Origin of the sequence: Streptomyces sp. CB01580 (assembly GCF_001905795.1) — a bacterium.
Classification (GTDB): Bacteria; Actinomycetota; Actinomycetes; order Streptomycetales; family Streptomycetaceae; genus Streptomyces.
Window position 1 is genome coordinate 262923 of sequence record NZ_LIXJ01000007.1, and the last position, 22447, is coordinate 285369.

At 70.1% G+C, this 22447-nt stretch carries 23 protein-coding genes and 1 pseudogene; 19 read left to right on the forward strand and 5 right to left on the reverse strand.

What is annotated here, in order from left to right; genetic code table 11:
* The first annotated feature begins 40 nt into the window (after nt 1-40).
* From rplS to AMK22_RS14035, 12 genes are all read left to right on the forward strand, one after another.
* Nucleotides 41-391, forward strand: coding sequence for a 50S ribosomal protein L19 (gene rplS / locus AMK22_RS13980; RefSeq protein ID WP_073784884.1), 351 nt, complete (start codon nt 41-43; stop codon nt 389-391).
* A 45-nt stretch (nt 392-436) separates the two neighbouring features.
* Nucleotides 437-1207, forward strand: coding sequence for a signal peptidase I (gene lepB, locus AMK22_RS13985; RefSeq protein WP_073784886.1), 771 nt, complete (start codon nt 437-439; stop codon nt 1205-1207).
* Nucleotides 1200-2273, forward strand: a complete 1074-nt coding sequence (gene lepB / locus AMK22_RS13990) for a signal peptidase I (protein WP_073784888.1) — start codon at nt 1200-1202, stop codon at nt 2271-2273. Before lepB (AMK22_RS13985) ends, lepB (AMK22_RS13990) begins: the two co-directional genes overlap by 8 nt.
* Nucleotides 2173-3078, forward strand: coding sequence for a signal peptidase I (gene lepB, locus AMK22_RS13995; protein WP_073784890.1), 906 nt, complete (start codon nt 2173-2175; stop codon nt 3076-3078). The genes lepB (AMK22_RS13990) and lepB (AMK22_RS13995) overlap by 101 nt, the downstream gene beginning before the upstream one ends.
* 52 nt (nt 3079-3130) lie before the next feature.
* Complete coding sequence (gene lepB, locus AMK22_RS14000) at nt 3131-3949, forward strand: signal peptidase I (RefSeq protein WP_079186137.1); 819 nt, start codon at nt 3131-3133, stop codon at nt 3947-3949.
* Nucleotides 3939-4427 (forward strand): NUDIX hydrolase, encoded by a 489-nt coding sequence (locus AMK22_RS14005; protein ID WP_073784892.1) that lies wholly within the window; start codon nt 3939-3941, stop codon nt 4425-4427. Before lepB (AMK22_RS14000) ends, AMK22_RS14005 begins: the two co-directional genes overlap by 11 nt.
* A 63-nt stretch (nt 4428-4490) precedes the next feature.
* Nucleotides 4491-4799: a DUF2469 domain-containing protein gene (locus AMK22_RS14010; protein WP_043444228.1), complete on the forward strand. Its 309-nt coding sequence runs from the start codon at nt 4491-4493 to the stop codon at nt 4797-4799.
* 292 nt (nt 4800-5091) lie between these two features.
* Entirely contained in the window at nt 5092-5448 is a 357-nt protein-coding gene (locus AMK22_RS14015; RefSeq protein ID WP_073784894.1) for a YraN family protein, read from the forward strand.
* Nucleotides 5448-7073, forward strand: a complete 1626-nt coding sequence (locus tag AMK22_RS14020; protein WP_073784896.1) for a YifB family Mg chelatase-like AAA ATPase — start codon at nt 5448-5450, stop codon at nt 7071-7073. The genes AMK22_RS14015 and AMK22_RS14020 overlap by 1 nt, the downstream gene beginning before the upstream one ends.
* Nucleotides 7074-7156: 83 nt before the next feature.
* The gene (gene dprA, locus AMK22_RS14025; protein WP_242433967.1) at nt 7157-8314 is read left to right on the forward strand and encodes a DNA-processing protein DprA; all 1158 of its coding nucleotides are present in this window, start codon (nt 7157-7159) and stop codon (nt 8312-8314) included.
* A gap of 248 nt (nt 8315-8562) precedes the next feature.
* Entirely contained in the window at nt 8563-9399 is an 837-nt protein-coding gene (gene whiG, locus AMK22_RS14030) for an RNA polymerase sigma factor WhiG (RefSeq protein ID WP_073784900.1), read from the forward strand.
* 116 nt (nt 9400-9515) lie between these two features.
* The gene (locus AMK22_RS14035; RefSeq protein ID WP_073784902.1) at nt 9516-10082 is read left to right on the forward strand and encodes a TetR/AcrR family transcriptional regulator; all 567 of its coding nucleotides are present in this window, start codon (nt 9516-9518) and stop codon (nt 10080-10082) included.
* Between the two features lie 103 nt (nt 10083-10185).
* On the opposite strand, the pseudogene AMK22_RS14040 reads toward AMK22_RS14035, so the two are convergent.
* Nucleotides 10186-10818: pseudogene (locus AMK22_RS14040) on the reverse strand (peptidoglycan DD-metalloendopeptidase family protein); the annotation flags it as partial.
* A 355-nt stretch (nt 10819-11173) separates the two neighbouring features.
* Here AMK22_RS14040 and rpsB point away from each other — a divergent pair.
* The 5 genes from rpsB to AMK22_RS14065 all read left to right on the forward strand — a co-directional run bounded on the left by rpsB (nt 11174) and on the right by AMK22_RS14065 (nt 15781).
* Nucleotides 11174-12085 (forward strand): 30S ribosomal protein S2, encoded by a 912-nt coding sequence (gene rpsB, locus AMK22_RS14045; protein WP_073784904.1) that lies wholly within the window; start codon nt 11174-11176, stop codon nt 12083-12085.
* Nucleotides 12086-12184: 99 nt separating this feature from the next.
* Nucleotides 12185-13021 carry a translation elongation factor Ts gene (tsf, locus tag AMK22_RS14050; protein ID WP_073784905.1) on the forward strand — a complete coding sequence of 279 codons (837 nt, stop codon included), beginning with the start codon at nt 12185-12187 and terminating at the stop codon, nt 13019-13021.
* 160 nt (nt 13022-13181) lie between these two features.
* A complete protein-coding gene (gene pyrH, locus AMK22_RS14055) occupies nt 13182-13958 on the forward strand; it encodes a UMP kinase (protein WP_073784907.1) in 777 nt (258 codons plus the stop codon).
* 180 nt (nt 13959-14138) lie between these two features.
* Nucleotides 14139-14696: a ribosome recycling factor gene (gene frr, locus AMK22_RS14060; RefSeq protein ID WP_073784958.1), complete on the forward strand. Its 558-nt coding sequence runs from the start codon at nt 14139-14141 to the stop codon at nt 14694-14696.
* The gene (locus tag AMK22_RS14065; protein ID WP_073784909.1) at nt 14696-15781 is read left to right on the forward strand and encodes a phosphatidate cytidylyltransferase; all 1086 of its coding nucleotides are present in this window, start codon (nt 14696-14698) and stop codon (nt 15779-15781) included. Before frr ends, AMK22_RS14065 begins: the two co-directional genes overlap by 1 nt.
* 193 nt (nt 15782-15974) lie before the next feature.
* Here the strand turns inward: AMK22_RS14065 and AMK22_RS14070 are convergent, their stop codons facing one another.
* The 4 genes from AMK22_RS14070 to AMK22_RS14090 form a co-directional block, all read right to left on the reverse strand.
* The gene (locus AMK22_RS14070; RefSeq protein WP_073784911.1) at nt 15975-17234 is read right to left on the reverse strand and encodes a tyrosine-type recombinase/integrase; all 1260 of its coding nucleotides are present in this window, start codon (nt 17232-17234) and stop codon (nt 15975-15977) included.
* A 652-nt stretch (nt 17235-17886) separates the two neighbouring features.
* The gene (locus AMK22_RS14075) at nt 17887-18120 is read right to left on the reverse strand and encodes a helix-turn-helix domain-containing protein (RefSeq protein WP_073784913.1); all 234 of its coding nucleotides are present in this window, start codon (nt 18118-18120) and stop codon (nt 17887-17889) included.
* A 418-nt stretch (nt 18121-18538) separates the two neighbouring features.
* Nucleotides 18539-19378, reverse strand: coding sequence for a hypothetical protein (locus tag AMK22_RS14085; protein WP_242433968.1), 840 nt, complete (start codon nt 19376-19378; stop codon nt 18539-18541).
* Complete coding sequence (locus AMK22_RS14090; protein WP_143203559.1) at nt 19375-20172, reverse strand: hypothetical protein; 798 nt, start codon at nt 20170-20172, stop codon at nt 19375-19377. The genes AMK22_RS14085 and AMK22_RS14090 overlap by 4 nt, the downstream gene beginning before the upstream one ends.
* Before the next feature lie 207 nt (nt 20173-20379).
* On the opposite strand from AMK22_RS14090, the gene AMK22_RS14095 reads away from it, so the two are divergent.
* Nucleotides 20380-21228, forward strand: coding sequence for a winged helix-turn-helix domain-containing protein (locus AMK22_RS14095; RefSeq protein WP_073784919.1), 849 nt, complete (start codon nt 20380-20382; stop codon nt 21226-21228).
* Complete coding sequence (locus AMK22_RS14100) at nt 21225-21911, forward strand: HAD family hydrolase (protein ID WP_073784921.1); 687 nt, start codon at nt 21225-21227, stop codon at nt 21909-21911. Before AMK22_RS14095 ends, AMK22_RS14100 begins: the two co-directional genes overlap by 4 nt.
* The last annotated feature ends 536 nt before the right edge of the window (nt 21912-22447 follow it).

A 22447-nucleotide genomic window follows, 5' to 3' on the forward strand; every position in this document is an offset into this window, starting at 1 on the left:
CCGTCGATGACCTGTGGCATCGACGAAGAAAGCAGACAAAATGGCTTCCCTGCTCGATGACGTCAATGCCGCGTCGCTGCGTACCGACGTCCCGGCGTTCCGCCCCGGTGACACCGTCAACGTCCACGTGCGAGTGATCGAGGGCAACCGCTCCCGTATCCAGCAGTTCAAGGGCGTCGTCATCCGCCGCCAGGGCGCCGGTGTCAGCGAGACCTTCACGGTCCGCAAGGTCTCCTTCAGCGTCGGCGTCGAGCGCACCTTCCCGGTGCACAGCCCGATCTTCGAGAAGATCGAGCTCGTCACCCGCGGTGACGTCCGTCGCGCCAAGCTGTACTACCTCCGTGAGCTGCGCGGCAAGGCCGCGAAGATCAAGGAGAAGCGCGACAACTGAACCGACTCCCGGGTCCACAGGTCGGCCGGTTAAGCTCTGGCCCCGATGGACACGGAAGCCAAGCCCTCGGAGCGCGACCGCTCTTCCGCACCCACAGCAGGGTCGGAGGAACGGCCGCGCTTCGCGCGTATCTCCCGGCTGACCGCCTCGATGTCATGGCGGCGCACCGCGGTGACCGGAGCCGTCTGCGCGGTCTTCGTGTTGCTCCTGAGCACCTTCGTGGTGCAGCCCTATCTCATCCCGAGCGGCTCGATGGAACCCACCCTCGAAGTGGGCGACCGGGTGCTGGTGAACAAGCTGGCGTATCGTTTCGGCTCCGCACCGAGCCGCGGTGACGTGGTGGTCTTCGACGGCACCGGATCCTTCGTCCGCGAACCACCGAGGCAGAATCCGGTCACCGGTCTGCTGCACGGAGCGGCGGCGTCCCTGGGGCTGGCGGAGCCCGCCGAGACCGACTACGTGAAGCGGGTGGTGGGCGTGGGAGGGGACCGGGTGGTCTGCTGCGACCGGCGCGGGCGGATCGAGGTCAACGGCAACTCCGTCACGGAGGAGTATCTGCATCCGGGGGACGAGCCGTCCCGGGTGCGCTTCGACATCGTCGTCCCCGACGGCACGCTGTGGATGATGGGCGACCACCGTTCCCGTTCCCGTGACTCGCGCGACCATCTGGGTGATCCCGGCGGCGGCATGGTCCCGGTCGACATGGTGGTCGGCCGGGTGGACTGGATCGGCTGGCCGCCGGGCCGGACGGGCTCACTGCCGGGCAGCGGCGCCTTCACCGGCGTACGGGCACCGACGGGTGGAGCCCATGGGTGACCGCGGCCGACAACGGGACGACGCTCCGGAGGCATCGGGCCCGGACGGCATACCGTCTGCGCCCGCACACCCCCTGCCGACCAGGGCGGAGCGCCGGAAGCGGGCCCGCAGGGTACAGCGGCGACGGCGCGGGGCGGCCGTCCGGGAGATCCCGCTGCTCGTCCTCGTGGCGCTGCTGATCGCGCTCGTCCTCAAGACCTTCCTGGTGCAGGCGTTCGTGATTCCCACGGGATCCATGGAACAGACCATCCGGACCGGCGACCGGGTACTGGTGGACAAGCTGACGCCGTGGTTCGGCTCCCGGCCCGAGCGTGGCGACGTGGTCGTCTTCAAGGACCCGGGCGGCTGGCTGCGGAAGGAGGACACCGGCAAGAAGGACGCGCCCGTCGGCGTGGCGCAGGTGGAGCAGGCGCTGACGTTCGTCGGACTGCTGCCGTCCGACGACGAACAGGACCTGATCAAGCGCGTGGTCGCGGTCGGTGGCGACACGGTGAGGTGCTGCGGCGAGGACGGCCGGATCACCGTCAACGGCGTACCGCTCGACGAGCCCTATCTGCACCCCGGCAACCCGCCCTCCCTCATCAAATTCGAGGTAAAGGTTCCGGCCGGGCGGATCTTCGTGATGGGCGACCACCGTTCGGATTCGGCCGATTCCCGCTACCACCTGGACGAGCCGGAGCACGGCACGGTGTCCGAGAACAGCGTCGTGGGACGGGCCGTGGTGATCGCCTGGCCCTTCTCCCACTGGCGAAAGCTGGACGAACCGGCGACATTCGACTCGGTATCTGACGCGCGCGCCGGGACGGCCCCCGTATCGGGCCCGTCGAATAGTGTGTCGTCCAGGGATCCCGACGGAGTGATCCCTCTCCCGACCCCTGCGGAACTCCCGCTCGTTATGGGAGTGGTGGGCCTGCGTCGGCTGGGACGCGGGCGGTGGCACGGAGTAAGGAGTGGATGTGGGGGACTTGGCGGTCGGCGCACGATCCGGACACGAACCCGAGGACCGGCCGGACAAGCCGGAGAACGTCGGGTCCGACGGGGCGACGGCGGACCGAGCGGGGGCTGACGGCGACTCCTCGCGCGGTGGTACGGGACAGCAGAAGCCGCGCTCCTTCTGGAAGGAGCTGCCCCTGCTCATCGGCATCGCACTGGTTCTCGCGCTGCTGATCAAGACGTTTCTGGTGCAGGCGTTCTCGATCCCCTCGGATTCGATGCAGAACACGCTGCAACGGGGCGACCGGGTGCTGGTCGACAAGCTGACGCCCTGGTTCGGCGCGGAACCGGAACGCGGCGAGGTCGTGGTCTTCCACGACCCGGGCGGTTGGCTGGAGGACACCCAGGCACCCGAGCCGAACGTGGTGCAGAAGTTCCTCAGCTTCATCGGACTGATGCCGTCCGCCGAGGAGAAGGACCTGATCAAGCGGGTTGTCGCGGTCGGGGGCGACACGGTCGAGTGCAAGAAGGACGGCCCGGTCGTGGTCAACGGCACGGCCCTCGACGACAAGTCCTTCATCTTCCCGGGGAACACGCCCTGCAACGACGAGCCGTTCGGTCCGATCACGGTTCCCGAGGGCCGGATCTGGGTGATGGGCGACCACCGCCAGAACTCCCTCGACTCCCGCTACCACCAGGAGCTGCCCGGAGGCGGCACGGTCTCCAACGACGAGGTCGTCGGACGCGCCATCGTCGTGGCGTGGCCGATCAACCGCTGGGCGACCCTGCCCGTCCCGAAGACCTTCGACCAGCCCGGGATCAACGCGACGGTGAACACGGCGATGAGCCTGGCCCCCGGGGCGCTCGGCCTGGCCGGTGCCGTGCCCCTCGTCCTGTGGCGCCGCAGGAGGCTGACCAGGGGGCGTACCGCCGGGTAGGGTGCCGACTCGGATCAGCGATTGCCGATCTCCGACGGGGAGGGACGCTGGGATGAGTGGAACAGGACGCACGGGCGACGGCCACGGGCGGCTCGGCAGCACGCTGTCGGGGCTGGCCGTGGCCGTCGGCTGTGTGCTCTTCCTCGGCGGTTTCGCCTGGGGAGCCGTGGTGTACCAGCCGTACACGGTGCCGACCGAGTCCATGACGCCGACGGTGCACGCCGGTGACCGGGTGCTGGCCCAGCGGATCGACGGCGACGAGGTGCGCCGCGGCGACGTGGTGGTCTTCACCGATCCGGCCTGGGGCGACATGCCCATGGTGAAGCGGGTCGTCGGAATCGGCGGGGACACGATCGCCTGTTGCGACAAGGGCCGGCTCACCATCAACGGCCAGGCCGTTGAGGAACCGTATCTGCAGCGGCAGGAGCCCGCCTCGGGGAACAGCTTCTCGGCCGATGTGCCCGAGGGGCAGCTCTTTCTGCTCGGCGACGAACGCCGGTCCTCCCTCGACTCGCGGGTCCATCTGGACGACCCGGGACAGGGGTCCGTGCCGCGGGGTGCGGTACGAGCCCGGGTCGACGCCATCGCCTGGCCGATGGACGGCATGGTCGAGCGGCCGGCGGCCTTCGCCTCGTTGCCCGGCGGAGTCTCGTCGCCCGGCCCTCTGCGCCTGCAACTGGCCGCCGTCGTGGCGGGTATGGTGCTCATCCTCGGCGGTGCCGCGTACGGCCCGATCGCGGCACGGTCCGCACGCGTGGCCCGGAAGCGACGATCGGCTCGGAAGGAGCGGTCGGTACCGGGGACGCGGTCGGCACCGGGCGGGCGACCGGCACCGGAACGGCGGGAAGGGACGGCGACGGATGCGCGTTGAGAAGCGGAAGGTCGCCCGTGTGGTGCTGCTGGACCCCGAGGACCGGATCCTCCTGATTCACGGGTACGAACCGGCGGACCCCACGTCCACCTGGTGGTTCACCCCGGGCGGCGGCCTGGAGGGCGAGGAGACCCGGGAGCAGGCCGCGCTGCGCGAGCTCGCGGAGGAGACCGGCATCAGCGATGTCCGGCTGGGTCCGCTGCTCTGGCGGCGGATGTGTTCGTTCCCCTTCGACGGGCGCCGTTGGGAGCAGGACGAGTGGTACTACCTGGCCCGTACGACGCAGACCGCCACCGACACCCGTGGGCTGACCGGGCTGGAACAGCGCAGCGTCGCGGGGCTGAGATGGTGGACTTCCGCCGAACTGTCGGCGGCGCGTGAGACGGTGTACCCGACCAGACTCGCCGAGCTGCTGCGCACGCTGCTCGACGAGGGTCCTCCGTGTACGCCGGTGGTTCTGTCCCCCGAATTCGCCTGAGCGCCCGGGGGAGCGGGCCCTGGCGCACAATAGGGGGACGCACGGCTGAAGGGGAACATGCCAATGAGCGCCGAGGACCTCGAAAAGTACGAGACCGAGATGGAGCTGAAGCTCTACCGGGAGTACCGAGACGTCGTCGGTCTGTTCAAATTCGTGATCGAGACCGAACGGCGCTTCTACCTCACCAACGATTACGAGATGCAGGTGCACTCCGTCCAGGGCGAGGTGTTCTTCGAAGTGTCGATGGCGGACGCGTGGGTCTGGGACATGTACCGGCCCGCCCGCTTCGTCAAACAGGTACGCGTGCTGACGTTCAAGGACGTCAACATCGAGGAGCTCAACAAGAGCGATCTCGAACTCCCGGGCGGCTGAGCCCGCTCTCAGAGGGCGGCTGATCCTGCTCTTCGCCCCCAGGAGGCGGGGCTGTCCGCGGGGACCCTCCGCGCGGAGAACGTCCTCGCCCAGGGTTTCGTCCCCGACGAGGGCTCGTCCTCGGCCAGGGACCGCCCGTTCCAGGAACTGCCCGTTTCGCAGGACCGTGATCCCTCCTCGGGGCCGATTCCCTCGCACGAGTGGCCGGGATATCCACAATCCCGGAGTTGTCCACCAAGATCCACAAGCCGGGGCCGGACGCGTCAGAGTCGGTCCCGGAGGTGGTTCCGACATGAACGCACGGGGAGCGCTCGGGCGGTACGGCGAGGACCTGGCGGCACGGCTGCTGACCGACGTCGGCATGTCCGTACGGGAACGGAACTGGCGCTGTCGCGCCGGTGAGATCGACATCGTCGCGCTGGACGGCGACGTGCTCGTCCTGTGCGAGGTGAAGACGCGCAGAGCGGGGCCGTTCGAGCATCCGATGGCAGCTGTCACACCGGCCAAGGCGGAACGGCTGCGCCATCTGGCGGAGGTCTGGCTGCACCGGCACGGCGGGCCGTCCGGCGGAGTCAGGATCGATCTGGTCGGGGTGGTGCTGCCCCGGCGCGGGGCACCCGTCGTGGAGCACGTACGGGGGGTGGCCTGATGGGGTTCGCGCGGGCGTGCTCGGTGGCGCTGGTGGGTGTCGAGGGCGTGGTGGTGGAGGTCCAGGCGGACCTGGAGGCGGGGGTGGCGGCGTTCACCCTGGTGGGCCTGCCGGACAAGAGCCTGGTGGAGAGCCGGGACAGGGTCAGGGCCGCAGTGGTGAATTCCGGGGCCGAATGGCCGCAGAAGAAGCTCACGGTCGGGCTCTCGCCGGCTTCCGTGCCCAAGGGCGGCTCGGGCTTCGACCTGGCGGTGGCCTGCGCGGTGCTGGGGGCGGCGGAGCGGATCGACCCGGCGTCCATCGCCGATGTGGTGATGATCGGGGAGCTCGGTCTCGACGGCCGGGTGCGGCCGGTCCGGGGCGTGCTGCCCGCCGTGCTGGCCGCGGCGGAGGCCGGTTACCGCCAGGTCGTGGTGCCCGAGCAGACCGCGGGGGAGGCGGCGCTGGTGCCCGGCGTCTCGGTGCTCGGGGTGCGGAGTCTGCGGCAGCTGATCGCGGTGCTCTGCGACGAGCCGGTGCCGGACGAACCGAGGGACGACACCGAGGGGCGCCCGGACACGATGCTGGCCGGGCTGCTGGTGCCCGGCGCCGGGACCGGCACCGGCCTCGTGCGAGGCTCCGGCCGGGGCGACGGTGGCGTGCCGGATCTCGCGGACGTCGCGGGACAGGAGCTGCCCCGCAGGGCACTGGAGGTCGCCGCGGCGGGCGGCCACCATCTGATGCTCACCGGCCCGCCGGGCGCGGGCAAGACGATGCTGGCCGAGCGGCTGCCCGCCATCCTGCCGGAGCTGACCAGGACGGAGGCCCTGGAGGTCACCGCCGTGCACTCCGTGGCGGGGCTCCTGCCGCCGGGGGAGCCGCTGGTCACCCGCGCGCCGTACTGCGCGCCGCACCACTCCGCGACGATGCAGTCGCTGGTCGGCGGGGGCAACGGTCTGCCGCGGCCCGGCGCGGTCTCCCTGGCCCATCGGGGCATCCTCTTTCTGGACGAGGCCCCGGAATTCTCGGTACGGGTGCTGGACGCGCTGCGCCAGCCGTTGGAGTCCGGGCATGTGGTGGTGGCGCGGAGCGCCGGAGTGGTGCGGCTGCCCGCGAGATTCCTGCTGGTCCTGGCCGCCAACCCCTGCCCGTGCGGTCGGCACTCCCTCGGTGGCGCCGGCTGCGAATGCCCGCCCTCGGCGGTCCGGCGCTACCGGGCGAGGCTCTCCGGCCCCCTGCTCGACCGGGTGGATCTGCGGGTGTCCGTCGACCGGGTCGGGCGCGAGGACCTGATGGGGCAGGACGGCAGAGGGGAGCCGACAGCCGTCGTTGCCGACCGGGTCCGGGAGGCCAGGGCGCGGGCGGCGCACCGCCTGGCCGGTACGGGATGGGGCACCAACAGCGAGGTCCCCGGCCATGAGCTGCGCACCCGGCTGACCCCGGCACCGGGCGCGCTCCTGGAGGCGGAACAGGACATGGAGCGCGGACTGCTCACCGCCCGGGGCCTGGACCGGGTCCTCAGAGTGGCGTGGACGGTGGCCGATCTGCGTGGCGTCGACCGCCCGGAGGTGTTCGACGTCGCGGTGGCGCTGGAGCTGCGGACCGGTATTCCGCGGGGTGCTCCGGTGAAGGCCGGTGCGGCGTGACGCCCCGGGCGGACCGCGGCCGGCCGCAGGGGCCGCGCCGCCTTTCGGACCGGTCGCCGGAGCACGGCGGGGGAACGGGAACGGTGCTCGACGACGGGGAACGACTGGCGCGGGTCGCGCTGACCCGCATTCTGGAGCCGGGCGACGAGCGGGGCGGCCGATGGCTGCGCGAGCACGGGGCCGTCGAGCTGCTGCGGCGGATCAGGGCCGGGGACGGCAGTGCGGAACGGCTGGAGGGCATGACCGCGAAACGCCTCGGCGGCTACCGCCTACGGGCCGAGGGCGTCGAACCGGAGCGGGACCTGGCGGCGATCGCCGCGCTCGGCGGGCGGTTCGTCTGCCCCGGCGAGCTGGAGTGGCCCGGTCAGCTCGACGACCTGGGGGACGCCAGACCGACGGGCCTGTGGGTGCGGGGACCGCGTGACCTGCGGCTCTGGGCGCTGCGCTCGGTCGCCGTGGTCGGTGCCCGGGCCTGTACGCCGTACGGGTCCCACATGGCGGCGAGCCTCGGCGCGGGGCTCGCGGAGCTGGGGTGGATCGTCGTGTCGGGAGCGGCCTTCGGCGTGGACGGGGCGGCGCACCGCGGCGCGCTCGCCGTCGGCGGGGCGACGATGGCGGTCCTGGCCTGCGGGGTGGACGTCGCCTATCCCCGGGGACACGCCGAGTTGATCGGACGTATGACGGAACAGGGACTCGTCGTCGGCGAATTGCCGCCGTCCGATCATCCGACCCGCAGCAGATTCATTCTGCGGAACCGGGTCATCGCCGCGTTGACGCGCGGGACCGTCGTGGTCGAGGCCGAGCACCGCAGCGGTTCGCTCGTCACCGCACGCGCCGCACAGCGGCTCGGCCGCTTCACGATGGGCGTGCCGGGCCCGGCCACCAGCGGGTTGTCCGCGGGCGTCCACGAACTCCTGCGCGGCGAGGGCGTCCTGGTGACCAGTGCCGCGGAAGTCGTCGAACTGGTGGGTGACATCGGCGCTCTCGCCCCTCTCGCGCAGGTTCGAGTCCACCCGCGGGACCTGCTGGACGCCGACGCCGCGCGGGTTCTCGACGCGGTGCCGTACGGCGGCATCGTCACTGGCCGTGACGTCGCCCGTGCGGCCGGAACCAGTACCGACGAAGCCTTCGGCCGGTTGTACGAACTGCACTCACTGGGGTTCGTCGAACGACATGGCGACGGATGGCAGTTGACGCGGAGGCGGACATGCAATGACGACGCGCGGCGAGGCGGTTCTTGACCTGGCGCATTCGGGTGAAAAGGTGAGGCCGATGACCCTCGTCGGCCCTTCAGCGGCACGTCCGGGGCCGCCGCACGCGGTGACGGTCCCGGACCGCAGTCGTGCTCGATCGGCCGGAATCGCACGGCGCCGATCCGTAGCCCTGCGCGGACCGCGACGCCGTAATCACGCTACGCTCACAACGACTCCGCATCCGACACAAGTCTCCCGGCCCCACCACTTCACGGCAGAACGGCTCAAGGCACCACATGCCCCAGCACACCTCCGGGTCTGACCGCGCGGCAGTACCACCGGCTGCGCGTGGCACTGTGCGCCCTCCCGCCCCCTCCTCGCTCGACGAGTTGTGGCGCTCCTACAAGTCCACGGGCGACGAGCGGCTGCGGGAGCAGTTGATCCTGCACTACTCGCCATTGGTGAAGTACGTGGCGGGCCGGGTGAGCGTGGGCCTGCCCTCCAACGTCGAGCAGGCCGACTTCGTCTCCTCGGGGGTGTTCGGGCTGATCGACGCGATCGAGAAGTTCGACATCGAGCGTGCGATCAAGTTCGAGACGTACGCGATCACGCGCATCAGGGGCGCCATGATCGACGAGCTGCGGGCGCTGGACTGGATCCCGCGCTCGGTGCGTCAGAAGGCGCGGGCCGTGGAACGTGCCTACGCCACCCTGGAGGCGCAGCTGCGGCGCACCCCCTCCGAGCCGGAGGTCGCCGCCGAGATGGGTATCACGCTGGAGGAACTGCACTCGGTCTTCAGTCAGTTGTCCCTGGCGAACGTGGTCGCGCTGGAGGAACTGCTGCACGTCGGCGGCGAGGGCGGCGACCGGCTGAGCCTGATGGACACGCTGGAGGACACCACCGCCGACGACCCGGTCGAGGTCGCCGAGGACCGCGAGCTCAGACGGCTGCTCGCCCGGGCGATCAACACCCTCCCGGAGCGGGAGAAGACGGTGGTCACGCTCTACTACTACGAGGGCCTCACCCTCGCCGAGATCGGCAACGTGCTGGGCGTCACCGAGAGCCGGGTCAGCCAGATCCACACCAAATCGGTGCTGCAACTGCGGGCGAAACTGGCCGACGCCGGACGCTGAGGCCACCGTCGGCCCGTGCCGCACGCATGGCTTCGGCCACTGATCGGGGCCGCGCACCCCCGCTCGAACACAGCTCGCCGTAAAGTGGACCCGTGCCCAGGATTCGAGCGGCCTCGGTGGCCGAGCACCGGACCATGCAGCGCGGCGCCCTCCTGGACGCCGCCCGCTCCCTGCTGTCCGAGGGCGGTACGGAGGCGCTGACCTTCCCCGCCCTCGCCGAGCGCACGGGCCTCGCCAGGTCCTCCGTCTACGAGTACTTCCGCTCCCGGGCGGCGGTCGTCGAGGAGCTGTGCGCCGTCGACTTCCCCGTCTGGGCGGCGGAGGTCGAGAGCGCGATGGAGCAGGCCGGCACGCCCGAGGGGAAGATCGAGGCGTATGTGCGTCGGCAGCTGGACCTCGTCGGCGACCGCCGCCACCGGGCGGTCGTCGCGATCTCGGCGAGCGAGCTGGACGCCGGGGCCCGCGAGAAGATCAGAGCCGCGCACGGCGGCCTGATCGCCATGATCGTCGAGGCGCTCGGCGAGCTGGGCCACGAGCAGCCGCGGCTGGCGGCGATGCTGGTACAGGGCTCCGTGGACGCCGCGGTCCGCCGTATCGAGCTCGGCGTGGCGGAGGAGCCTGCCGTGATCGCGGACACCGCCGTGGCCATGGTTCTGCGCGGCGTACAGGGCGTACGGGACTGACAGCGGGCCGTCGGGTGGCGCGCGGTGGAACGGCGCGTCGTGAGGCGGCGAACAGAACGCCGGGGGCGGCGAGTCCGTCCCCGGCCCTCTCGGCCGACCCGCCCGGTTCCGGCACGCCGAACACCGGCAGCAGACGGGACGGCCCTCGCCGCAGCAGCTCGGGCGGCAGCAGCGACAGCGGGTCCAGATACGTGTCACCGCGCCGCAGCCCCCAGTGCAGACAGCCCGACGGGCAGTGGAACGGCCCGGCCTCCATCACCCCGACGCGCTGACCGGCCGCCACCCCCTCGCCTGCGGTGACGAGCGCGCGCACCGGCTCGTAGCCGGTCCGCAGCGGCGGGTCGCCGCTGTCGGCCACCTCGATGGTCACCACCCCGCGCCCCGCGACCCGCCCCGCGAAGGAGACACGTCCCGTGGTCGCCGCCAGCACCGCCGTGCCCGGCGCCGCGGCGAGATCCACTCCGCGGTGGCCACGCCCGTAGGGGTCGGCCGGTGGTTCCCAGCCCCGGACGATCGCGAGACGTCCGGCGAGCGGCCGGCTCCGGGCGCCGTCCGACTGCGACGGCGGGGCGGGGAGGGGCTCGGGCACGGGATCAGGTGCGGGCGGTGGCCCGGGAACGGGGTCGCGCGCGGGCGCGGCCGGGAACGCCGCCACGGCGGGGGCGGCCGGGCGCATGGACAGCGGTGCCCCGCTCGCGGCACCGTACAGCAGCGCGAGAAGGCCGGCCGTCGCCATCGCGGCAGGCGCGGCACGGAGTCGGCGCCCACGGACGGGCGCGCGGCGGGAAGCCGTCGGATCAGGTGCGGGTCGCATGGCAGAACCGTCCCGCACCGTCCGGATCCGCGGGGATCATGAACCGGATCTGTGGACTACCGACCGGTTGTGGACAGCGCCGTCACCCGGCACCCGGCCCGTCCCGTACACTTCCTATGGCGATCCGGGTCACCGGGTCGACTTCGCACGCCCCGCCACCTCCCTCTTCGCGGACGGTGGCCGCGCTCCTCGGTCCTTCGTGGCACGGCGCGTCGGGGCGTCAGGCGCGACAGCAATCCTGCGGTCGCGACAACCGAGTACCCCAAGGAGTACGGCCATGGCCGTCGTCACGATGCGGGAGCTGCTGGAGAGCGGCGTCCACTTCGGTCACCAGACCCGTCGCTGGAACCCGAAGATGAAGCGCTTCATCTTCACCGAGCGCAACGGCATCTACATCATCGACCTGCTCCAGTCGCTGTCGTACATCGACCGCGCCTACGAGTTCGTCAAGGAGACCGTCGCCCACGGCGGCTCCATCATGTTCGTCGGTACCAAGAAGCAGGCCCAGGAGGCCATCGCCGAGCAGGCGACGCGCGTCGGCATGCCGTACGTCAACCAGCGTTGGCTCGGTGGCATGCTCACCAACTTCTCCACCGTCTACAAGCGCCTCCAGCGCCTGAAGGAGCTGGAGCTCATCGACTTCGAGGACGTGGCCGCCTCCGGCCTCACCAAGAAGGAGCTCCTGGTCCTCTCGCGCGAGAAGGCCAAGCTGGAGAAGACCCTCGGTGGTATCCGCGAGATGCAGAAGGTGCCGAGCGCCGTCTGGATCGTCGACACCAAGAAGGAGCACATCGCCGTCGGCGAGGCTCGCAAGCTCAACATCCCGGTCGTCGCGATCCTCGACACCAACTGCGACCCCGACGAGGTCGACTACAAGATTCCGGGCAACGACGACGCGATCCGCTCCGTCACCCTGCTCACCCGTGTGATCGCCGACGCCGTCGCCGAGGGCCTCATCGCCCGCTCCGGTGCCGCCACCGGTGACTCGAAGCCGGGCGAGAAGGCCGCCGGTGAGCCGCTCGCCGAGTGGGAGCGCGACCTGCTCGAGGGCGACAAGAAGGCCGACGCCGAGGTCCAGTCCTCCGCCGAGACCGAGAAGGCCGCGGACGCCGACAAGGCCGCGGACGCCGAGAAGGCCGCGGACGCCGAGAAGGCCGAAGCCCCGGCCGCGGACGCCGAGCAGGCCTGACACCCGTCACGGCTGATGACGGCGGGGGCCGGTGCCACGAGCACCGCCCCCGCCGTTGACCCGTAGATCTTTCAGACTTCGAGAGAGAAACACAGACTCATGGCGAACTACACCGCCGCTGACGTCAAGAAGCTCCGCGAGCTGACCGGCGCCGGCATGATGGACTGCAAGAAGGCGCTGGACGAGGCCGAGGGCAACGTCGAGAAGGCCGTCGAGGCGCTCCGTATCAAGGGCCAGAAGGGCGTCGCCAAGCGCGAGGGCCGTTCCGCCGAGAACGGTGCCGTCGTCTCCCTCATCTCCGAGGACAAGACCTCCGGCGTCCTGCTGGAGCTGAAGTGCGAGACGGACTTCGTCGCCAAGGGCGAGAAGTTCCAGAGCGTCGCCAACACGCTCGCCGCGCACGTCGCCGCCACCTCCCCGGCCGACCTGGCCGCGCTGCTCGCCTCCGAGATCGAGGCAGGCAAGACCGTCCAGGCGTACGTCGACGAGGCCAACGCCAACCTCGGCGAGAAGATCGTCCTGGACCGCTTCGCGCAGTTCACCGGCGGTTACGTGGCCGCGTACATGCACCGCACCATGCCCGACCTCCCGCCGCAGGTCGGCGTCCTGGTCGAGCTGGACAAGGAGAGCGCCGAGGTCGCCAAGGACGTCGCGCAGCACATCGCCGCCTTCGCCCCGAAGTACCTCAGCCGCGAGGACGTCCCGGCCGAGACGGTCGAGAACGAGCGCCGTGTCGCCGAGGCCACCTCCCGCGAGGAGGGCAAGCCCGAGGCCGCTCTCCCGAAGATCGTCGAGGGGCGGGTCAACGGCTTCTTCAAGGAGGTCGTCGCTCTGGAGCAGGCGTTCGCCAAGGACAACAAGAAGTCGGTCCAGAAGGTTCTGGACGAGGCCGGTGTCACCCTGAAGCGCTTCTCGCGCATCAAGGTCGGCATCTGAGTCCGTCCGCGAACAACGGTGGACCCCTCAGGGGGTCCGGTGCAGTCGTCGGCCGCACCCATGCCGTACGACCGCAGATCTGACGAGGAGGCCATTGCCGCTGAGGGACACCAGACCCACCGGCAATGGCCTTCTTGGTATGTGCACGAGGAGAATCTCCATGAACAAGGGCGCGGACGCAGCCAAAGGCGACCACAAGCGCGATGACGACAAGGTACCTGGACGCTTCATGCTGAAGCTGTCCGGAGAGGCGTTCGCCGGCGGCGGGGGACTCGGTGTCGACCCCGACGTCGTGCACGCCATCGCCCGGGAAATCGCGGCGGTCGTCCGTGACGGCGCAGAGATCGCGGTCGTGATCGGCGGCGGGAACTTCTTCCGCGGTGCCGAACTCCAGCAGCGCGGTATGGACCGGGCCCGGTCCGACTACATGGGCATGCTCGGCACGGTCATGAACTGTCTGGCGCTCCAGGACTTCCTGGAGAAGGAGGGCATCGACTCCCGCGTCCAGACGGCCATCACCATGGGTCAGGTCGCGGAGCCGTACATTCCGCTGCGCGCCGTGCGGCACCTGGAGAAGGGGCGCGTCGTCATCTTCGGCGCGGGCATGGGCATGCCGTACTTCTCCACCGACACCACCGCCGCCCAGCGGGCCCTGGAGATCGACGCCCAGGCCCTGCTGATGGGCAAGAACGGTGTGGACGGGGTCTACGACTCCGACCCGAAGACCAACCCCGACGCGGTGAAGTTCGACGCGCTCGAATACGGCGAGGTGCTCGCGCGCGATCTCAAGGTCGCCGACGCCACCGCCATCACGCTCTGCCGTGACAACGAGCTGCCGATCCTCGTCTTCGAGCTGACGGCCACGGGCAATATCGCCCGCGCGGTCAAGGGTGAGAAGATCGGCACGCTCGTGAGTGACCAGGGCACCCGGGCCTGAGGACCGGGAAACGTCCCCGGGAAGCCGCGGGCAGGGTCCGGGACCTGCGGGGAAAGTCCCGGCACGGCGCCCCGGAGGATGGACAACGGCCTGCCGGTCGGACACCGTGCAGGTGAGGACGCGACGCAGATCCGCGGGCCCGAGCACGCCGGGCCCACTCAAGACACGCAGGAGCACGTGGTGATCGAAGAAACCCTCCTCGAGGCCGAGGAGAAGATGGAGAAGGCCGTCGTCGTCGCGAAAGAGGACTTCGCCGCGATCCGGACCGGCCGCGCCCACCCGGCGATGTTCAACAAGATCGTCGCCGACTACTACGGTGCGTTGACCCCGATCAACCAGCTTGCCTCGTTCTCGGTGCCCGAGCCCCGCATGGCCGTCGTGACGCCGTTCGACAAGAGCGCGCTGCGCAACATCGAGCAGGCCATCCGCGACTCGGACCTCGGCGTCAACCCGAGCAACGACGGCAATATCATCCGGGTGAGCTTCCCGGAGCTCACCGAGGAGCGCCGTCGCGACTACATCAAGGTCGCGAGGACCAAGGCCGAGGACTCCCGCATCTCCATCCGGGCCGTGCGCCGCAAGGCCAAGGAAGCACTCGACAAGCTGGTCAAGGACAAGGAGACCGGCGAGGACGAGGTGCGTCGCGCCGAGAAGGAGCTCGACGACACCACCGCGAAGTACGTCGCACAGGTCGACGAGCTGCTCAAGCACAAGGAAGCCGAGCTGCTCGAAGTCTGATGAACGACTCTTCCTGGGGCGCCACGCCGGGAGCCGGTCCGTGGGCTGCGCCCGAGATGCGTGCTGCCCCGGTGGGTCCCGCGCACGATGTGCATGACGCCCAGCAGACTCGGCCCATGCCCATCGTGCCGGACGCCCCTGACGCAGGTGGAGACGCTGACGACCGTGACGACCGGGAGCAGGGGGGCGCACGCCCGAACGGCGGCCCCCTGCTCCGCGACGAGAAGCCGCAGGAGCCCATGCCCACCGCGCCACCGTCCCCGCAGAAGAAGCGTGCGGGCCGCGATCTGCGAGCCGCCATAGGGGTCGGGGTGGGGCTCGGCGCCGTCATCGTCGCCTCGCTGTTCGTCGTGAAGGCCGTCTTCGTCGGGGTGATCGTCGTCGCCGTCGTCGTGGGCCTGTGGGAGCTCACCTCACGGCTGTCGGAGCGCAAGGGCATCAACGCGCCGCTCGTGCCGTTGGCGGTCGGCGGTGCAGCGATGGTGGTGGCCGGGTACATGAAGGGCGCCGAGGGCGCCTGGGTGGCCGTGGCGCTGACCGCGCTCGCGGTTCTCGTCTGGCGGATGGCCCAGCCTCCGGAGGGCTACCTCAAGGACGTCACGGCCGGTGTGTTCGCCGCGTTCTACGTGCCGTTCCTCGCCACGTTCGTCGCCATGCTCCTGACCGCGGACGACGGGCCGCAGCGGGTGCTCACCTTCCTGCTGCTGACCGTGGTCAGCGACACAGGGGCGTACGCCGTCGGCTGGCGCTTCGGCAAGCACAAGCTCGCGCCGCGCATCAGCCCCGGGAAGACCCGCGAGGGCCTCTTCGGGGCCGTCGCCTTCGCGATGGTCGCGGGTGCCCTGTGCATGCAGTTCCTGATCGACGGCGGTGCCTGGTGGCAGGGGCTGCTGCTGGGGCTCGCGGTCGCGGCCAGCGCCACCCTCGGCGACCTGGGCGAGTCGATGATCAAGCGGGACCTCGGCATCAAGGACATGGGCACGCTGCTGCCGGGACACGGCGGGATCATGGACCGGCTGGACTCGCTGCTGCCGACCGCTCCGGTGGTCTGGCTGCTGCTGGTGCTGTTCGTCGGCTCCGGCTGAGCCCAGGACCGGTCCGCCCGGCTCCGACCAGGGAGTTCTCAGGCGAGGGCCCGCTGTCCACAGGACGGCGGGCCCTCGCCGCTGCGTCTGCGACACTGGATGAACCATGCCTAAGCCCGGAGAACTGGCAGTGATCGGGCAGCAACAAGCCCCCTACCAGCGCGTTTGGCGCTGACAGGGGGCCAATTCCGTACTACTGGGCCGTATCTGGGCCGTCAGACCCGTCAGGCACGGGCAGGAACACCCGGTCGACGGCCTTCCGTGTGCGCTCCTGACTCGACGGCATCAGGTGCGCGTATACCCGCAACGTCAGCGCGGGGTCCGTGTGCCCCAGGTACTGGCTCACGGCCTTGATGCTCTCTCCAGCGTCCAGCAGCACCGAGGCGTAGAAGTGCCTCAGAGCGTGCATGCCGTGCTCGCGTGCCGACTCGAACTTGCCGTCGTCGGCGTCCGGGATCAGGCCAGCGACCGCTAACGCGGGCTTCCACTCCTGGATGTTGAAGTTGCTGCGCCACACGACGCCGCTCGCGGTGTTCGTGAACAGGAGCCGGGCCGACACCTTCGGGCCGTCGGGCTTCCGCCACGGCAACGTGATCTCCACCGGCTTGAAGGCGTCGACGTGGACACGGAGGGCTTCCGCCACCGACGGCGGCAGCGGTACGTCTCGCTCCTTGCCGCACTTGGGCGGGGCGAACACCGCCTTCCCTCGGATGAGCTTCACCTGTCGGACCACCCGCAGGATGCCGCCCTCGAAGTCGACCGCGTCCTCGGCGAGACCCACGATCTCACCCTGCCGGAGCCCGCACCCCGCCCCGGTGTCGACCATGGTCCGGTACCGCTCGGGGAGCGCCGCGCGAACGGCGCGTACCTGGGTGGGCAACCACGGCACTACGCGGCGCCGCTCGACTGCCGGCGGGCGGACGGACTTCACGGAGCACGGGTTGCGTGACAAGAGGCTGTCGTCGACGGCCGCGCTCAGCACCGCTCGTACGTCGCCGTAGATGTTGCGCGCGTACGCACCACTCACAGAGGGGTTCGCTTCCAGAACGCTGACGAGTCCGCGGATGTGCTCGGGACGGAACGAGTCGAGCGGACGAGTGCCGAGAACAGGGAACGCGTGCAGCCGCAACCGCTGCTCCGTCACGATCTGACTGGACACGTCGGCGGTGTGAGCCGTGAGCCACTTCTCGGCGTAGGTCTGGAAGGTGATTCGGGCTGCGCGGGGGTCGATGTACTGGCCGCGCGACATGTCGGACGCGATGTGGGTGAGCCACTTCTCGGCGAGACGCTTCTGCTTGTCAGGGAAGCTCTTGGACTTCTCGGCGCCGTCGGGGCCGACGTAGCGGGCGCGGTAGCGGAGTCCGGTGCCGTAACGATCGGTCTTGACCCGGCTCTCCTTGCCGTTGGCGTCGGTCTCGGTTTTGTACCAGCGGTCTTGGATGTGGCCAGCCATGTGGGCTGTGTCCTCTCGGTTGGTGGTGCCTGCCCGTGTCAGGGAGGGAGGCAAGGGGGGGCCGTGGAAGTGGCTGTGGAGGGGGTTTCGGGGCGGTCTAGGGAGGCGCCTCCCTGCCTCCCTGGATGGGTGTTTGCACAGGTCAGGACCAGGGAGGCGGGCCAGGGAGGCGGTCAGGGAGTTCTCCCTGACTCCCTCGCCCGGCGGGGCCGCCTCCCTGGCCTGCTGTCGCGTTCTTCGCGGTCCGGTGGGGAGGCGGGGCAGGGGGTGCGTCGGGGGGCTTTCTGCCGGGATTCCGGGGGCTTTTGCCGGTGCCTCCCCAGCCTCCCCATGCTCCCCAACTGGGGTGTTGTCGCTGATCAGGCTGGGTGAGGTGGGTTGGGGAGGCGGTTGGGGAGAACTCCCCAGGATGGGCGCGACTCCCCAACTCCCTCCCCGTGCGTCCGGCCCCGCTCGACGGGGCTTGGCGCAGAGACGCAGCACCCCCCTTTACCGGCCTTACCTTGCAGGTCAGAGGCCCTTACCTGCCCCTCTACCGGGGTAAAGGGCCCCCTCTACCTGGCGGGCGCCCGGGTAGAGCCGTCAGCGGCGACCAGGTCGCGGGTTGGATCGGGCCTGGGGTAGAGGGGGGAGGGCTTTACCTGGGTGCGAGTCAGGCGGCGTCTCGGGCGGTCTGCTGGTCGATCCAGGTGCGGACGGCGGCGGGGTCGTAGCGGACGTGGCGGCCGACGCGGAAGCCGGGCGGGCCGATGCGGTGCTTGCGCCAGCGGTAGACGGTTTCGATCGGGATGGCGAGCATCGCGGCGAGGTCTTCGGGGGTGAGGTAGCGGTCCGGGAGTCCGGCGCGGAGGATCGATCGGGGGTCGGTCGTCTGGGGCGGGGTCATGCCGCCGGTCCTTCCGTCTCGTGCTGCTCGGTTTCGGGTCGGTGTTCACGCGGCGGCCCCGGATGTTCACGGCGACCGATCCGGTGTTCACCGGATCGATAGGGGTGTTCACGCGGCGGCCCCGGATGTTCACGGCGACCGATCCGGTGTTCACCGGATCGATAGGGGTGTTCACGCGGCGGCCTTTCCACTGCCGGACAGGTGTGGGGTGACCGCGTGGGTGCCCGTGCGGGAACGGTGTATGCGCAGGTCACCCCCGACTGTTCAGGCGATCGGGTGACCGATCGGGTGTCCGTGTGGCGGGTGTGTACGAGTCGGGCCAGCGGTCGCCAGTCGATCGAGGGGGACGGGGTGGCAGTCACCCGACTTCCACCCGACTCGACCAGCCGACTCCGCACGTGGCGGGGCCGGGGCGCGGCTACCACTGCGCCCGCAGGGTGCGTGCCCATGTGCCGTCTGGTCCGGGCGGCGGGGTCGCTCCGAGAACGTGACCGCCACCGTCGAGCCGGACCAGGAGCGGGGACGGCTGGTGGGTGTCGGCGCGCATGAGGTCGAAGCAGAACCGGCGACGGCGGTGGTCCGGAAGCGCCTGCCGACAGAGCCAGTCACGGCCAGGCGTGACGGCCGTGACGCCCGACCGCGACGGACCAGGGGCGCCGTGGTTGACCTGCGTGACTCCCCGCGTCACGGGGGTGGTGAACTCGTCCGTCACGGCCCGGCCGAGGCGCACGAGGGTTTCGAGGGGGACCAGGGCGGCGCCCTGCCGGATCGAGCGGGAGACCAGCAGCGGCGCCCGCGTGGTGAGCGCGTCGGCCTGGTGGCGGTGGGCGGGCGACAGGTACAGGGCCACGGCCGCTTCCCCCACCGTCAGGGGCCGGGAGCGGGCCCCGGCGTACCAGAACGACAGGGCCAGCCGGTAGGCGAACTGGCGGCAGCCGGCGACCTCTTCGAACTCGTCCGCGGGGAGCCCGGCGAAGGTCTCGCGGACCTCCGCGATACCGGCCGGGCCGAGTTCGACGACGGCGGCCTGTAGGGCCGCGTACAGGGTGTCGGTGGTCGGGACCGGCACGGCGAGTTCGTCAGCCGAGGTCTCGAAGAGTGCGGCGGCGGTCTCGTTCACGTCCAGTTCCAGGCCCGCCACGGGGACGGTGGGGAAGTCCTGCCCGTCCCGGCGCCGGTCCCGCTCGGTGAGGCGGACGACCGGCGCCGGGGCGGGGGCCACCCGCGCATACAGCGCATTGAGGGCGGCAGTGCTCACGCGGCGCTCCCCATCTGGGCGCGGCGGCTGCGGGGCAGGAAGGCGCGGTGGAAGGCGATCAGGTGCGGGTTCTCCGGCGGAACGGCCCCGACCGCGTATCCGCCCTCGTCGAAGACCACCAGCAGGGGCCGGGGGGCGGCCCACTGGCGGCTGACCGCGAGGTCGCGGCAGAAGCGGCGGCGCCGCGCGTCCGGCATGAGCGCCCGGTAGGTCTCGCTCAGCTCCGCGAACGGGACGCGGTGGTCGGGGTGGTCGAACTCCCGCTCAACCTCGTCCCCGTACAGGGCCAGCGTCCGGGCCCCGAGCCGGGAGACACCCTCACTCAGGTGCCCGTCGACCTCCGACAGCCGGTCCAGGGCCGAACGGTCGCGGGTGACCTCGATGTCCGAGGCGTACAGAGCCAAGGTCAGCTCACCGGCCGAGAGCTGTTCGCAGAGCGCGTCGCGGTACCAGTGTTCGACGCACAGCCGGTAGGCGCAGGCGTAGGCCCGGGTGGCGGTCCGGTCGTCCAGCGGCAGGGCTTCCAGCTCCCGCCGTGCATCGTCCAGCCCGGCCAGCCCGTGAGCGTCCAGGGCCCGCGCCAGAACGTCCAGCAGCTCGACGTCGGTGAAGTGCTTCGGGAGTTCCGGCAGTGCAGCGAACTGGACGTACAGACCAGCCGCCACCTGCTCACGGGACAGCTCAACCGACCCGACCGGCACGCGGGGGAAGACCTCACCCGCACGCCGACGCTCAACCAACGGCACCTCTGCCGCGACCTGCTCGATACGTCGTTCAGCAATGGTTCCAGGCATGATGGGTACACCCCTTCGTGGGTCTGGGGAGCGGTCGGCTGCTTGGCGGTAGGAGGCCGCTCCCCGGCGGAGCCCTGGCATTGACCAGGGCTTTTTCTGTCGGCGCGTTCCCTGCGGCCCGACACGACCAACATAGGCAACATGGCTAGCCATGTCAATCGTGTCGGCGTAGATGTCTAACATGACCGACTCGGCTAGCATGGCTGCATGAGCTTTCCTCTGGACCCAGATGACCCCCGCCCGCCCTACATGCAGATCACGAACGCGCTGCGGGCGGCGATCCTCACCAAGAAGCTGCAGCCTGGAGAGCGGTTGCCCTCTCAGAGCGAACTGACGAAGCGATATGACGTTTCCCGCGCGACCGTGCAGCGGGCGCTGCGGGACCTCCAAGACGAAGGCCTGCTAGTCGCTCGGCAGGGCAGCGGCGTGTTCGTCCGCAGCCGCACCGAGCGGCCGGTAGGGGTGCGCACGCACATTGAGCGGGCATTTGAGCAGCCGCGCGTGACGATCGATTTCGCAGGATTCTCCGGGGAGACGCTTTACGCGGCCCTACAAGAACCTGTCGACAAGATCCGCGACGGTCGCCTCACGCCGGAGAGCATCATCGTGCGCCTCTTGGTGCCGAACATGGCCGACTCTCAGGCGGTGCCCGTTCTGGTCGACGGCCGCGCCCATGACCCGCGGGTGACCGAGCGCGCACGGGACATCATGCTCTCCCACTCTCGTGGCATAAAGCGCCTGGTGGAGGAACTCAAGACACTGGGGCTCGTCAAAGAGGCCCGCGTAGAGGTCCGCACTCACGGCATCACGCCGTCGTTCAAGCTGTATGTCCTCAATGGGGCCGAAGTGTTCTTCGGCTTCTACCCGCTCGGCTCCAACACGGTGGCCGTTCAGGGCGAAGCGGTCGACATCGTGGACGTCTTCGGGCTGGACGCCACGCTCTTCCCGTTCGCCACTACCGACGGGCAAGGGGCCCCTGGCGGCCTTTTCGTGGAACAGGCCCGGAAGTGGTACGACAGCGTATGGACCATGCTGGGCGAGGAGCTCACGCCATGAGCGTCTCGGTTCTGCGCGGGGCGTTGTCAGGCGTCCAGCACGTACTGCTCGACTTCGACGGCCCCGTATGCCACGTGTTCGCTGCCCTGCCCGCGCCGCGCGTTGCTCAGGAGTTGAACCAGCTCTACCAAGAGCGCGCAGGAGCGGCGTTCCCGTGGCACGTCTCCAGTCATGGCGACCCCTTGGAGGTGGTGCAGGCCGCCGGCCAGAACGACGACCCGCACCTACGGATGCTTGCCGACGCGCTGACTGCGGCTGAACTGCGGGCAGTCGAAACCGCAGAGCTGACGCCCGGCGCTCTTCAGGCGATCGCAGCATGCCAGAGGTCCGGCAGAACGGTCAGCATCGTCAGCAACAACGGCGAAGAGGCAGTACGTCGTTTCCTGCAACGCCACGGCGTGGCTGACCTCGTGACGCCCGTCATCGGGCGTTCCTCAAACGTCGCGCTGATGAAGCCGGACCCCTTCCCTGTGAGGCAAGCCCTCCAACAGCTCGGGGCCCGCCCGGAAGAGGCTGTGCTGGTTGGTGACTCGCCCTCTGACGTTCAAGCTGCGATAGGTGCCGGGGTGCGGCCCGTGGGCTACGCCAACAAGGACGGCAAGCGCGCCCGACTGGCCAATGCGGGTGCTACAGCAGTGATCAGCAGCATGGGTGACCTGGCGGAAGCTCTCACCGACGGCTAGCAGGCGCAACCAGCGTTGCCCTGAGGCGTGGCTCATCACGGCTCAGAGCAACGCTGGTTCAGCAGCAGGACAGCGTGTGGGCTGTCTAGTTTTCTGGGCAGATGGGCCCCCTTTCGGGGTGGGCGCGGGTCAGAGCGGAAGAGCTGAAAGGACCGCCTGCGGGGCGGACGACTTCGGCGCGCCAGGCTCGTCCGGGGCCCAGCCGCCGGGCGACCTTGGGCCGCAGCTTCGACAGACGGCTCTTAAATCGAGACTTCGGTACAAGTTCGCCCTACATTTCAGAACATCGCGACTCAAGCGTCTCAGTGCAGGTCAGAGGGGGTATCCGTCTGACTCACGTCGCGACTCACGCCCCCCGCAGTCGCCTGCTGGCAGAAGAGACCACTCGGCCCCGGGCACGGGTGGTCTCTTCATCAGACCGCCGCGCAGCCGGGGCGGCCGGGCGCTCAGCGGGTTCGGCATCGCCCTGAGTCGCGATGTGAGCCGCGTTGAGTCGCGACGCCCGTCCCAGATACACCCCCTCTGACCTGCACTGA